General features: G+C 69.8%; 8 protein-coding genes. 4 read left to right on the forward strand and 4 right to left on the reverse strand.

Features of this window, described 5'->3' with window-relative positions; all coding sequences use genetic code 11:
* Nucleotides 1–69: 69 nt before the first annotated feature.
* Nucleotides 70–1506 (reverse strand): S9 family peptidase, encoded by a 1437-nt coding sequence (locus LRR16_RS01295; protein ID WP_232204551.1) that lies wholly within the window; start codon nt 1504–1506, stop codon nt 70–72.
* A 280-nt stretch (nt 1507–1786) separates the two neighbouring features.
* Nucleotides 1787–2491 (reverse strand): glutathione S-transferase N-terminal domain-containing protein, encoded by a 705-nt coding sequence (locus LRR16_RS01300; RefSeq protein WP_232204552.1) that lies wholly within the window; start codon nt 2489–2491, stop codon nt 1787–1789.
* A gap of 230 nt (nt 2492–2721) precedes the next feature.
* Between LRR16_RS01300 and LRR16_RS01305 the strand changes: the two genes are divergently transcribed.
* Both LRR16_RS01305 and LRR16_RS01310 read left to right on the forward strand, forming a co-directional pair.
* Nucleotides 2722–5451 (forward strand): penicillin-binding protein 1A, encoded by a 2730-nt coding sequence (locus tag LRR16_RS01305; protein WP_232204553.1) that lies wholly within the window; start codon nt 2722–2724, stop codon nt 5449–5451.
* A gap of 66 nt (nt 5452–5517) precedes the next feature.
* A complete protein-coding gene (locus LRR16_RS01310; RefSeq protein ID WP_006578648.1) occupies nt 5518–6189 on the forward strand; it encodes a MarC family protein in 672 nt (223 codons plus the stop codon).
* Between the two features lie 52 nt (nt 6190–6241).
* Here the strand turns inward: LRR16_RS01310 and LRR16_RS01315 are convergent, their stop codons facing one another.
* Entirely contained in the window at nt 6242–7675 is a 1434-nt protein-coding gene (locus LRR16_RS01315) for a methyl-accepting chemotaxis protein (protein WP_232204554.1), read from the reverse strand.
* 420 nt (nt 7676–8095) lie between these two features.
* Between LRR16_RS01315 and LRR16_RS01320 the strand changes: the two genes are divergently transcribed.
* Together LRR16_RS01320 and LRR16_RS01325 are read left to right on the forward strand one after the other, a co-directional pair.
* A complete protein-coding gene (locus tag LRR16_RS01320; protein ID WP_232204555.1) occupies nt 8096–8953 on the forward strand; it encodes an SDR family oxidoreductase in 858 nt (285 codons plus the stop codon).
* A gap of 177 nt (nt 8954–9130) precedes the next feature.
* Nucleotides 9131–11278, forward strand: a complete 2148-nt coding sequence (locus tag LRR16_RS01325; protein ID WP_232204556.1) for an ATP-binding protein — start codon at nt 9131–9133, stop codon at nt 11276–11278.
* 27 nt (nt 11279–11305) lie between these two features.
* On the opposite strand, the gene treY is transcribed toward LRR16_RS01325, so the two are convergent.
* A complete protein-coding gene (gene treY, locus LRR16_RS01330) occupies nt 11306–13999 on the reverse strand; it encodes a malto-oligosyltrehalose synthase (protein WP_255673987.1) in 2694 nt (897 codons plus the stop codon).
* Nucleotides 14000–14002 lie beyond the last annotated feature (3 nt).

The raw sequence follows: 14002 nt of genomic DNA on the forward strand, positions 1-14002 counted from the left end.
CCCGCTGGCGGGAGAGGGGCGGGGGAGAGGGCAGCGGCGCTCGACGTGCCACAGCGCCTCACCGTGCCATCACGACGCCGGGCACGGCAATGCCGCCGCGATCTGCGGGCGGGCCTGCGCGACGCCAGGCGAATCGTCCGCGCTCACCGTGTTGTCGGTGAACCTGCAGCCGTAATCCGGCCGCGCCACCGTGGCCGCGTCGAGCACGTCGTCGCCCGCGGGTCTCGGGCCGCCCTGTTCCCACTGCACCATTGCCTCGAACGCCGCCTTCTGCTCGGCCACGGTGAAATCGCAATGGCTGACGCCACGGATCGCGCGCTGCACCAGCCACTGCGCGGTGCCCTGCGCATCGGCCCGCCGCTTGTAGATCTGCTGCATGCTGAACGGCACGTACATGTCCCCCAGCGTATGCAGCGTGACCACCGGCACGTTGATGCGCGCGTTGGTCTTCGGAATCCAGCGCAGGCCGTCGCGCCGCAGGCGGTTGGCCTCGGGATCGGCCCTGGCCCGCAGGATGGTGTTGTTCAGCGTGGTTTCCTCAGGCGACAGCGCCGGATCGCTGTCCAGCTGATACACGATGCCGGTGGTCGACACGCCGTTGCGGTTCAGGATGCCGTTGATGGTGCCGTCGCCGCCGAACGTGCCCCACACCGTGTTCTGCACCGGGCCGGCGAAGCCTTGATCGAACATGGGCCGGGCGCCGCCGGTCAGGTTCTGCACGATCGCCTTGACCTTGTCGCCCTGCGCGGTGGTCGCGCTCGGGAAGGTCGTGAACAGCGCGTCGCGCACCGCCGGCCCGATCTCGGCCCAGTTGGTCACCGGCCATGCGGTGGCCGGACGGCCGGCATACTGCTGCGCCGCCAGCTGATAGGCCGCGAAGTAGTCGAACAGTTCGGTGTCGCCCATCACGCCGCACATCGGCACCGCGCCGTGATAGCGGACCTTGTTGTTGGCGGTGTCCAGCGTTTCCTGGTCCACCGCAGCGGCCGCGATATGGCCGCCCATCGAGTGGCCGACGATGTAGACGCGGCTGGGCGGCGCGAGCGGGCGCCGGTTCTGCGCGGCGATCTGCACGAAGGCCAGCGCCAGCGCATTGGTGTCCTCGACGCCGGCGCGCACGTCGTAGTAGTTCTTGCTGTAGCTGGACGCGGCCCACGCATAGCCGGCTTCGATCAGATGGCGGCGGATGCTGGGCGTGGTGACGCCCAGCGCCGCGCCGGTGCCGGCATAGCCGTGCGCGTACATCACCAGCTTGCCGTTCCACTGCTTCGGAACCTCGATGCGATAGCCGGAGCCCTTCAGCGTGCCGGTCCAGCGGTCGGTCTCCGGGGCATTGGGCAGTGCCTCGAAGGCGAGGGCGGCTTCGTTGACGGTGAAGGTGCGGCTGTCCTGGGCGCGGGTCTCTTCTGGCTGGCGCGGGGGATCGTCGTCGTCCCCGCCGCAGCCGGCGAGCGGCAATGCGGCGGCCAACGCCAGCGCCAGGGCGGCGCGCGTGGTGAGCTGCATGGTTCGTCTCCTCGTTATCTCGTTTTCGACTTCGGGAGGCCTTCGCCTTCATGCCGCACTGCCACATCGCTTCGTCACGAAAACGAACGACCGTGCACGAAGTCTAAAGACGAGGAGACAAAAAGTAAAAGAAAAGCCGCCCGGTGTTTCGCGTGGCGAAATAAACGCCGGGCGCTTCGTCGTTCCCGCGAAGGCGTGGACCCGGCGACTAGTTGGAGGCCCAGTCGCTGAAGCCACTGGGTCCCCGCCTGCGCGGGGACGACGGGGAGGGATGCAGTGTTCAGCCGCGCTTCGGAATCTCCAGGCCGCGGATCACCGCCGGCCGCGCGACAAAGGCGTCGAGCACGCGTTGCACCTGCCGGAAATCGTCGAAGCCGACGAGCTCGCGGGCCTCGTAGAAGCCGATCAGGTTGCGGATCCACGGGAAGGTCGCGACATCGGCGATGGTGTACTGCTCGCCCATGATCCAGTCGCGGCCGGCCAGGTGTTTGTCCAGCACGCCGAGCAGGCGCCGGGATTCGGCGACGTAGCGGTCGCGCGGGCGCTTGTCCTCGTATTCCCGGCCGGCGAACTTGTGGAAGAAGCCTAGCTGGCCAAACATCGGGCCGACGCCGCCCATCTGGAACATCACCCACTGAATGGTCTGATAGCGCGCGGCCGGATCGGCGGGCAGCAGCTTGCCGGTCTTCTCGGCCAGGTACAGCAGGATCGCGCCGGATTCGAACAGGGCCAGCGGCTTGCCGCCCGGGCCGTCCGGATCGAGGATGGCCGGAATCTTGTTGTTCGGATTCAGCGACAGGAATTCCGGCGACAGTTGATCGTCGGTGTCGAACCGCACCAGGTGCGGCTCATAGGGGAGCCCGATTTCCTCCAGCATGATCGACGCCTTGACGCCGTTGGGCGTCGGCAGCGAATAGAGCTGAAGCCGGTCGGGATGTTGGGCGGGCCATTTGCGGGTGATCGGGTAAGCGGAAAGATCGGGCATGGTTCCTTGGGTTGGGCTTGAGCTTGGGCTTGAGCTTGGGCTTGCTCTGGACGGACGCTCGCCGCCACGGCGGGCAGAGGCGATCATAAGCGCATTGCCGATGACGCGCCGGGCGGCGCGCGGCCGGAGCCACTGGCCGTTTTGGTACGATGCATGCTTCCCGAATCCGCAGTACTCCGTGTGAAGCGTCTCTTCCTACTCAGCGCCGGCCATGCCGGCGAGCGCGCGCCATGATGCGCGACCGACTGCGCAGCACCCTCGCCGACTGGCGTGCGCGGCTGCGCCGGCCCACCGGCCGCCAGATCGCCTGGGGCGCGGCCGCGGTGCCCGTCCTGTTTCTCGCCTATACGCTGGTGCTGGTGCCGTTCACGCCCGGCATCAGCGACATCCGCAAGGCCAAATCCGAACGGCCGGCCCAGGTGCTGTCGGCCGACGGCAAGCTGCTGGCCGAGTTCAAGCGCGCCAACCGCGACTGGGTGCCGCTGGACAAGATCTCGCCGAACGTGGTGGCCGCATTGATCTCGACCGAGGACCACCGCTTCTACCAGCATTTCGGCCTGGACTGGCGGCGCACCGCGGCGGCGGCCTGGTACACGCTGTCCGGCGACCGGCAGGGCGGCTCGACGCTGACCCAGCAGCTGGCGCGCAACCTGTATCCGGAGGAAATCGGCCGCGCGGCCAGCGTGACGCGCAAGATCAAGGAAGCGATCACCGCGCTGAAGATCGAGGCGCTGTATTCGAAGGACGAGATTCTCGAGACCTATCTGAATACGGTGCCGTTCCTGTACAACGCGACCGGCATCGAGATGGCGGCACGCACCTATTTCGACAAGCCGGCCGACCGGCTCGACGTGCTCGAGAGCGCCACGCTGGTCGGCATGCTCAAGGGCACCAGCTACTACAACCCGGTGCTCAATCCCGAGCGCGCGGTGGAGCGCCGCAATACGGTGCTGGCGCAGATGGTCAAGCGCGGCAAGCTCAAGAGCGCGCAATTCGAGGCGCTGAAGAAGCGCCCGCTGCGGATCGACTTCGAACGCCAGACGCCGGAGGAGGGACCAGCCCCGCATTTCGCGCAGCAGCTGCGCAAATGGCTGATCGACTGGGCCGACCGCAACGACTACAACATCTACACCGACGGACTGGTGGTCCATACGACCATCGATTCGCGGCTGCAGGCGATGGCCAACCAGGCGGTGGCGCGCCAGGGGGCGCGGCTGCAGGGCATCGCCAACGCCGCGTGGTCGCCGCGCGGCGGCTGGAGCGCGAATCGCGCGCTGGTCGAGGCCTTCATGCGCGAGACCGTCCAGTACCGGGCCGCGCGCGAGGCGGGCCTGAGCGATGCCGACGCGCTGGCGCAGCTGCGCAAGGACGGCGAAGCGATGCACAAACTGCACGAGCAGAAGACCCGCATCCAGGCCGGCTTCTTGGCGCTGGATCCGCGCAGCGGCGAGATCCGCGCGTGGGTCGGCAGCCGCGACTTCGCCGATGACGCCTTCGATCACGTACAACAGGCAAGGCGCCAGCCCGGCTCGACCTTCAAGCCCTTCGTCTATGGCGCGGCCTTTGCGCAGGGCATCGGCCCGGACACGACGTTGCGCGACGAGGCGGTCGAGATCCGGCTGGCCGGTGGCGAGGTCTGGCGCCCGACCGACGGCGGCCCGCCGAGCGGGCGCGACCTGACGCTGCGCGACGGCCTGGTCTATTCGAAGAACACCATCACCGCGCAGCTGATGCAGCAGGTGGGCCCCGTGCGCGTGGCCAACTTGGCGCGGGCCATGGGCGTGCGGCAGAGCCGGCTCGATACGGTGCCCTCGCTGGCGCTGGGCACCAGTCCCGTGACGCTGAAGGAAATGGTCGCCGCCTACGGCACCATTGCCAATGGCGGCGCCTATCTGCAGCCGACCATGGTGACCCGCATCGAGGACCGCGACGGCCGGGTGCTGGAGTCCTTCCGACCGGCGTCGCCGGAGCGCGTGTTGCCGCCCGCGGTCGCCTACACGCTGCTCGACGTGATGCGCGACGTGGTCGACCGCGGCACCGGCGCCAGCATCCGCAGCCGCTATGGCATCCGTGCCGACGTCGCCGGCAAGACCGGCACCACGCAGGACAACGCCGATGGCTGGTTCATCCTGATGCATCCGCAGCTGGTGGCCGGCGCCTGGGTCGGCTTCAACGACGCACGCGTGACGCTGCGCAGCGACTATTGGGGCCAGGGCGCGCACAGCGCGCTGCCGATCGTCGGCGACGTAGTCCGCCGCGCGTTGCAGACGCGGACCATCGACCAGCGCGTGCGCTTCGAGAACCAGCAGCAGCCCGGCATGCTGGACCCGTGGCTGAAGTCGGTGGAGGGCTGGTGGGCGCGTACCTTCGGCCCGGCGTCCGAGCCCGAGGCCACGGCCGAGGTGCATGTCGCGCCCGCGCCGGCAGAGCGGCGGCAGGCGCCGGTGGACGACGGCATGGCCTCCGAGCCGGAAGTCCTCGACGAGCCCGAGCCGCTGCCGATGCCGACCGATCCGCAGGCGTCGGCGCCGTTCGGGGAACCGGTGCCCGGGTCCGGCCAGCCGGCATCGGCCGGGGCAGCGCCTGGGGCGATCAATGGAACAAACGGTGCGGCTGGCGCGGCCGGCACGAATGCGGGGCCGAATCCGGAGGGCTACCCGGGCACCTATCCGGGAGCGGCTGTCGGTACCGGCACCGGCGCTGGCACCGGCACCGGCAACCCCGCGCCGCCCGCGGTGCAGGGCAATGGAGCCGCGCAAGGCGCGGCCAACGGAGCGGCCGGGGCACGGCCATCGGCAACGTCGCCCACGCCGTCTGTTGCGCCGTCGCCGCAAGCGGCACCGCCCGCCGTGCCGTCGGCACCGCCATCCACGCCGGCCGCATCGCCGGCACCGGTTCCAACACCGGCCCCGGCGCCGCCGGCCACCAACGGCACGGCGAGCCCCAATGCCCCCGGCTGACCGCAGTAGTCGCCGCAGTGCCCCATGCGCTATGCTTGCGCGATTTGGTGAGGATAGGCGCGCACAATGGGCATCCTGAGCTTGAGCAATCTGGTGGCGGAGTTCCTGCTCGCGTTCTCCGCGCTGCTCAGTATCATCAACCCGTTCGGCATGGCCTTCGTGCTGTTCGACCGGACGCGCTTCCTGACCGTCGAGGAGCGCCGCAAGCTGAGCCGCCAGGTCGCGATCAATTCGCTGATCGTGCTGCTGGTGACGTTCTTCCTCGGCACCGCGATCCTCGGCTTCTTCGGCATCTCGCTGCAGGCGCTGCGCCTGGCCGGCGGCTTCGTGGTGGCGTTCAGCGGCTGGACCATGCTGAACGCGCCGACGCAGCCCGCCGAGAAGCGCATCGAATCGGTATCGACCGGCGATGTCACGCAGATGGCGTTTTTCCCGCTGACAATCCCGCTGACCACCGGCCCCGGGTCGATCGCCACCGCGATCGCGCTGAACGCCAGCCGCAGCCGCGAATGGCGCGATGCGATCGAGTCGGCGGTGGTGTCCGTGACGGTCAGCGTGGCGGTCGCGATCGTCGTCTACGTCGTCTACAGCCGCGCCGAGCTGCTGGCCCGCGTGCTCGGGCCGGAAGGCACCAATGTCGTCACGCGGCTGTCGGCCTTCCTGCTGCTGTGCATCGGCGTGCAGATCATGATGACCGGCATCAGCGAATACCTGACGTCGTTGCCGGGCCTGGGCTGATCCGCACGGCGGCCCGCAGGTTCGATCGCACCGACGGCAGGCCGGCCGCCGGCTAGTCCAGGCGGAACTGTCCCACCGCGCCGGTCAGCCTCGCCAGTTGCCGCTGCTGGCGCGCGACCTCTTCGGCGGTCTGGTCGACATGGTCGGCGTTCTGGCGCGCCGCCGCGTCGATGCCGGCGATATTCCCATCCACCTGATCGATGCCGGCGCGCTGTCCCCCGGTGGCGAGCGCCATCTGGTCGACGATGGCGGCGAGCCGCGCGACGCTGGCCTCGAGCTCGCCCATCGTGCTGCCAGCGGTACCGACCAGCTCGGAGCCCGCGCGTGCGCGATCGACCGATTCGCCGATCAGCGCGCGGATCTCCTTGGCGGCCGCTGCGCTGCGCTGGGCCAGCGTGCGCACCTCGCCCGCCACCACGGCAAAGCCGCGGCCCTGCTCGCCCGCGCGCGCGGCCTCGACCGACGCGTTCAACGCCAGGATATTGGTCTGGAACGCGATGCCGTCGATCACGCCGATGATGTCGGCAATCCGTTCGCTGGCCGCGTGGATCTCGCCCATCGTGCGGATGACCGAGCCGATCACCTGGCCGCCCTGCGCCGCCACCGCGCGCGACGTGCCCGCCAGCGTATGCGCCGCCTGCGCGTGGTCGGCGTTCTCGTGGGCGCTGCGGCGCAGCTCGCTCATCGCCGTGACGATTTCCTCCAGCGCGTGCTGCTGGCCGTGGGTGCGTTCGGCCAGCACCGTATTGCGCTGCAGGATGTCGCCTGACGCGGCCGCCGCCTCGGCGGCGCTGTCGCGGACCTGCAGCAGCGTGCCGCGCACCGCGTCCAGCGTGGCCTGGAACGAGCGCGCCAGCGCGCTGACGGGCTGCGGCTCGCCTGCGCGCGCCGGCGTCAGCGTCAGGTAGCCGGGATCGCGGCCGATGCGCGCGGCCAGCGCCGCCAGTTCGCCGGCGGAGCGGGCGTCGGCCTCCATGCGATAGGCCAGCACCACCAGCACCGCGGTCTGTACGACGACGAAGGCAGCATGCAGCAGCACGATGCCCAGGCCCGGTTCGGTGAAGCAGATCACGCCCCAGCCCCAGGTCTGGAAGTAATTGAAGCTCAGGTGGTGCACCGCGATCAGCGCCGCGGCCAGCAGGATCGGGCGGAAGTCGCGATAGGCGAGCAGCACGGACAGCAGCACGAACACCGCGAAGTGGTACTCGGCCTGTCCGCGCGCCTGGTGGATCAGCAGCCCGACCATCGCCATCGAGATCGCCGCGGTAGCGAGCCGCGTGCCCAGCCGGCCCGGCAGCGCTGCCGCCCACAGGCTGGCCGCCACAGACAGCGGCAGGCCGACCGCGAGACTCGGACCGATCGTGCCGTAGCGCCAGCCGGCCAGCAGCGAGGCGGCCCACAGCAGCCAGATCGTTCCGACCAGCAGGCGGTCGGCGCGCCGGTGAACGGCGGCCAGCAGCGTGCCGGCGGCCTGCGTCTCGGGCATGCGTGGATCCGGTCGCGCTGCGGTGCGATCCGCTTCGGCGCGCAAAGCCAGTGTGCTGCTACCCATTCGATCCCCCCTGTCGTTGCAATCAGTTCGCATTCGTTGTGGATGTTGTTATCGCGGCTGCACGACGGCATGCCGCCGCACCGACGATATCGGCAGATTCGGGGTGGACCTGAGGCCGGATGCGGTCATGGTTTACCCGCAGGAAAGACGGATTTTGCCGGTAAGGATTGCCAGCCCGGTTGTAAGGAGGCATCGGCAAGGCTAGCGGTCCGGCTCGTTGGAAGGGAAGCGCAGCCAGCCTGGCAGCGCAGGGAACGGATATGGCGGTGGCGGCATGAAAGTTGCGGCCGCACGGCCAGGTGCCGCGCGACAAGGCGTGGCGTTCGCCAACCTTTGCCAGACAGGAGAAAGCCCATGGCCAGACCCGAGCAACTCCCGCCGCAGCATCAGGACCGGCAGCCCGGCCTGGAGAGCGAAATGCACCCGAAGCCCGACAGCGGCGCCGACGACTATGTCGGCAGCGGCCAGCTGACCGGCAAGGTCGCGCTGATCAGCGGGGGCGACAGCGGCATCGGCCGCGCCGTCGCGGTGGCGTTCGCGCGCGAAGGCGCCGATGTCGCGGTGGCCTATCTGAACGAGCACGAGGATGCCAAGGAGACCGCGCGCCTGGTCGAGGAAGCGGGCCGCCGCTGCCTGCTGATGGACGGCGATCTGGGCGATAGCGCCCATGCCGCGCAGGTCGTCGAGCGGACCGTCAAGGAGCTCGGCAAGCTCGACATCCTCGTCAACAACGCGGCCGAGCAGCATCCGAAGCAGCAGCCCGAGCAGATCGACGAGGGCCAGGTCGAGGCGACCTTCCGCACCAACGTCTTCGCGATGTTCCACCTGACCCGCGCGGCGCTGCCGCACCTGCAGCCGGGCTCGGCCATCGTCAATACCACGTCGGTCACCGCCTATCGCGGCAGCGCGCACCTGCTCGACTACTCGTCGACCAAGGGCGCGATCGTCTCGTTCACGCGCTCGCTGGCGCTGCAGGTGGTCAAGCGCGGCATCCGCGTCAATGGCGTGGCGCCGGGGCCGATCTGGACCCCGCTGATTCCGTCGACCTTCTCGCCGGAGCAGGTCGAGAAGTTCGGCAAGGAGACGCCGATGGGCCGCCCCGGCCAGCCGTTCGAGGTGGCCGCCGGCTTCGTCTTCCTGGCCTCGCGCGCGGCCAGCTACATCACCGGGCAGGTGCTGCATATCAACGGCGGCGAGGTGATCAACGGCTAGCGCAAAGGCAAGTTTCGTTGTGGCAAGGGACCGATGGGCCGGACCGGCGCCGGCCCATCGGGGTGGCGCTCGCGCTTGACGTTCAGGGCTCGGCGTCTAACCTGAAGGCTTGCTGGGGTAAGCTGCGCATTCGTGCAGTGGCCGCTATCGCGGTTGCCCGGTCCAGCCCTTGCCACCATGCCCCACAGCTATCTCGGTACGCGCCACTACTTCGCCACGCAGCGCCGCACGCTCGTGGCGCTGCTGTTCGGCGCGATCCTGTTCCCCGCGGCGGTGCTGGCGACCTGGGCGTGGCTGTCGCTGCGCGCCGACGTGGCCGAGGCCGAGCAGCGCTCGGCGCGGCTGGCGCGGGTGATCCAGGAGCACGCCAGCAAGGTCTTCGAAGCCAATCACCAGATCAACAGCCGCATTCGCGATGCCACCGCGGGCTGGAGCAACGCGCAACTTCGCCAGCACGAGGACGACATCCACACCCGTCTTGCCGATATCGTTGGCGGCCTGCCGCAGGCGTCGTCGCTGGCGGTCTACGACGAGCACGGCATGCTGCTGGCGAGCAGCCGCTTCTATCCGGTGCCGCGCGTATCGATCAGCGAGCGCGAGGATTTCCGTGCGATCGTCGGCGGGCTGCGTCCGTTCGACGTGACCGGTGTCGTCATCGACAAGGTGGTACCCGAGCGGGTCATCAACGTCAGCATGCCGCGCGTCGGCCCCGCAGCGGAAGTCGCCGGGCTGGTGTCGGTGGCCCTGCGCCCGTCGTACTTCGCCGACTTCTATCGGGACGTGTTGAGCCAGGAGACCGGCGCCGAGGCCGCGCTGGTGCGCAGCGACGGCGTGGTCCTCGCGGCGTATCCGGACAGCGTGCCCGAGCAGGCGCCCGATGCGGTGCGCGAATCGCTGCAGCGGATATCGGAAGGGTCGGGCGACAGCGTCTCCAGGATGACGGGCCTGGGCGGCGACGACAGCATCGTCGCCAACTGGTCGATCGGCAGCGGACTGCTGCACGCGGTGGTTGGCATTCCGATGCGGGTGATTCACGCCCAGTGGCGGCACCGGCTGTATATCGGCGCGACCGTCGCCGCGATTCCCGCCTTCGCGCTGTGGGCGCTGGCCTGGATGAGCCTGCGCCGGCTCAAGCGCGAAGAGCAGTCGTATCTGCGCTGGCAGGAGGAGGTCACGCGGCGCCAGGAGGTCGAGGAACGCTATCGGCAGTCGCGCAAGCTCGAGGCGGTGGGGCATCTGATCACCTCGGTCGCGCACGACTTCCGCAACGTGCTGTCGGTGATCTCGTTCAATACCGATCTGATGATCACGCGTCCCGACGTTGCCCGCGAGAAGGCGCTGGCCGGCATCAAGCGCAGCGTGGCGAGCGGCGTCGCGCTGAGCAACCAGCTGATCGGCATGGCCCGCAAGCGCCAGCACCGCAAGGAGGTGCTGCTGCTGGCGCAGGAGGCGGAGGGGTGGACGCCGCTGATCCGCTCCGCGCTCGGTCCGCGCGTGCAGTTGCGCTACGAGATCGATCCGGCCTGCTGGCCGGTCTGCGCCGACAAGAACGAGCTCGAGCTGGCGATGATGAACCTTGCATCGAATGCGCGCGACGCGATGCCCGGCGGCGGCCAGTTCGTCGTGGCAGCATCGAACGTGACGCTGGACGGCAGCCGTCCCGGCGGCATGCGCGGCAACTATGTTTGCCTGTCGGCGCGCGACAACGGCAAGGGCATGCCCCCCGAGGTGGTCGAGCGCGTCTTCGAGCCGCTGTTCACCACCAAGACCGCGGGGCTGGGCAGCGGCCTCGGCCTGGCGCAGGTACACGACTTCTGCCGCGAAGTCGATGGCGTGGCGGTGATCGAATCCGAGGTCGCCAAGGGCACCACGGTGCGCCTCTATCTGCCGGCCTGGGAGCATGGCGACAGCCATGCGCGCACACGGTGGGGCGCCGGCGCCAGCGCGGTGCTGATCGTGGCCGATCAGCCGCGCAGTGTGCAGAGCGCCGTCGAATCGTTGCAGGCGACCGGCCACCGGGTCACGCTGGTGCGCGACGAGGCCGAGGCGATGGCGGCGACCGACCGCTACGGCTTCGATCTGGTGATCGCCGATGCGCGCCTTGGTCCCGCCCTTGGCGGACTGGCGCTGCGCGATCGTTTGACTCGCAGCTTTCCGTTCCTGCCAGTGATCCTGATGACCGACGACGCCGACATGATCGCGCTGGCGTCGGTGTCCGGGCTGCCGTTCCTGCTCAAGCCATGGAACGCGCAGACGCTGGTCAAGGCCGGCATCCTGGCGCCGACCCGGGCGGTGGACGGACAGTCGAGCCCGTCGCGGCTGTAGCGCGCTGCCGCGCCCGCCCGCTGCCGATCAACCGGTACGGCGCAGCAGCGCGACCGGCAGCGGATCGAGCACGTCGGCGACGCGCAGCCGGCCATTGGGCGCGGACAGCGTGCGGCCGGTCAGCGCATCGGTCCAGCGGCTGGCGCCGGGCTCGCCGACGCACAGCAGCGTGTCGCCCCATGCCGCCTGCGCAATCGCCGGCCGGTCCTGCACCAGCCGTGCCGCGAGCCGCGCGGTGATCGCGATCACGCGATCGTCGCCGTGGCGCCGCTCGAACGCCAGCAGATGCGACGCCGCCGGTCCTTCGCCATGCAGCTGCCGATAGCCGCCGTCGCGGAACAGCGCCGGCTGTTCCTGCCGCGCGGCCAACAGTGCGCGCACCAGCTGTACCTTGATGCGGCCGTCGCGCCATTGCTCGAGCCAGCTCTGCCAGCCCGCGGTGCAGGCGAGCGCCGCCCGCAGCGCGTCGTAGTCGACCGGGCGGCGATTGTCGGGATCGACGAGGCTGAAGTCCCAGCCCTCCGTGCCCTGATAGCGGTCGGGGACGCCGGGCGCCGTCAGCTGCAGCAGCGTCTGCGCCAGGCTGTTCAGCGCGCCGGCCGGGGCGATGCGCTGCGCGAAACGCGCCACGTTGCCGAGCAGATCGCTGTGCGCCATCGCCTGCAGCAGTCCCGCATAGGCCTGCTCGTAGGCTTCGTCGGGCCGCGTCCAGTGGCCGTGCCGCTTCGCTTCGCGCACTGCCTTGATCTGCCACGCGCCGACGCGCTCGAGCAGCGCCTGCACGGCCGGGTCGCCGGCATCGCGGTCGGCGGGCAGTTCGGGTGGCCACATGCCCACCAGCGTCTGGTACAGCATCAGCCGGTCGGCGCCATCGGGACCGGCGCGCTCGGCGGAACCGGCCAGCCGCAACGCCCGTGCCTCCCACTCGGCGACGGCCGCCTGCCATTCCGGCGCGAGCTCGCTGAGCACCGCCAGCCGCATCCGCATGTCCTCGCCGCGCTTGTGATCGTGGGTCGCGGTCGCCAGCATCGCGTGCGGCCAGACCTGCGCGCGCACCGTCATGCGGGCATGGAAGCGATCCGGCGGCATCGCCAGCGTGGCGGGGTGGCTACCGACCTCGTTGCGCGACAGCAGCCGGCCGTAGCGGTAGAACATCGTGTCTTCGGCGGCCTTGGCAGCCAGCGGCGGCATCAGCTGCTGCACGCGGGCGCGCGCTTCGCGCAGCCCGGCGCTGGCGTGCGGACCCGCGCACAGCCAGGCCAGCAGCCGATCGACGGTCGCGGTGTCGTCCGGACGGACCGCGCGGCGGGCCAGTTCGGCGGCGGTCTCCAGCCGCAGCCGATCCTCGCGCGACCACGCGTGTTCGCCCAGATAGGTGCGATAGACCTCCAGCGGTTCGAGCAGCGCGGCCAGCGCGCGGCGCCAGCTCGCCAGCGTCAAGTCGCGCGTGGCGGGCTCGGCGCGGGCGCACGCGTGCAGACGACGGCAGGCACCTTCGAATTCGGTGACGAGGAAGCGCGACAGCAGATGGCGGCGCGCCTCGCGCACCTGATCGCCGTATTCCCGGCTGTCGCCGCTGACCTGCTGCCACAGCGTGGTCAGTGCCGTTTCACCGGCGCCGTCGTGCAGCACCGCGCCGACCTCGTCCATGAAGTCGTAGCCGGTGGTGCCGTCGATCTGCCATTCGGTGCGCAGCGTCTCGTGCTCGGCCAGGATCTTCTCGATCACGATCCAGGGCCGTGCGCCGCGCGCCGCCATCGCGGCATTCAGGTGCCCGCGCAGTTGCTGGCAATAGCCGCCGGGGTCGGCCAGGCCATCGACATGATCGACGCGCACGCCGTCGATCAGGCCATCGCGCGCGAGCCGCAGCACCAGCGCATGCACGTCGTCGAACACCTGCGGCTGCTCGACCCGCACCGCGACGAGCTCGCTGACCTCGAAGAAGCGCCGCCAGTTCAGTTCGTCCGCCGCGGTGCGCCACCAGGCTAGCCGATAGTTCTGCTGCTCGAGCAGCGCGTGCAGCCGCTCGAGGCCGCCGGGCGTCGCCGTATCGAAGCCGCTGCCGTTGCCGCTGCTGCTGTCGCCGCTGGCGTCGAACGCGGCCATCGACTCGTCGGACAACGGTACCTCGTGCTCGCCGTACTGCAGCCAATGACGCTGCCCGTCGCTGCGGACGGCGATCTTGCCCGCCTGCAGCGTCTCCCAATACGGGCGCCCAAGGATCGGCAGCAATACCTTGCCATGCAGTTCGGGGTCGGGCGAATGCCAGTCGATATCGAAGTGTCCGGCGTAGGGACTCTCCGCGCCGCGCGCCAGCACGTCGGCCCACCAGCGGTTGTGGGTCGAGCTGGCCGCCATATGGTTGGGCACGATATCGATGATCACACCGAGCCCCGCGGCGCGCGCGCGTCCGGCCAGCGCCCGGAAGCCGGCGTCTCCGCCGAGCTCGGGGTTGATCCGCTGGAAGTCGGTCACGTCGTAGCCGTGCGTCGATCCCGGCTTGGCCGCGAAGATCGGCGACAGGTACAGATGGCTGACACCGAGCGAGGCCAGATAGTCGACCTGGCGCTCGGCGTCGGCGAAGGTGAAGCCGGCATGCAGCTGCAGCCTTGCGGTGGCGCGCGGCACGATGGTGTTGCCGCGGTCGGCAGCATGATCGACAGTGTGCGGGGCCGGGTGAGCAGCGCCGGGGTGTGACGCGTTGGCTGGGGCTGACGACATGGT

Origin of the sequence: Cupriavidus sp. UGS-1 (assembly GCF_021213615.1) — a bacterium.
Lineage (GTDB): Bacteria > Pseudomonadota > Gammaproteobacteria > Burkholderiales > Burkholderiaceae > Cupriavidus.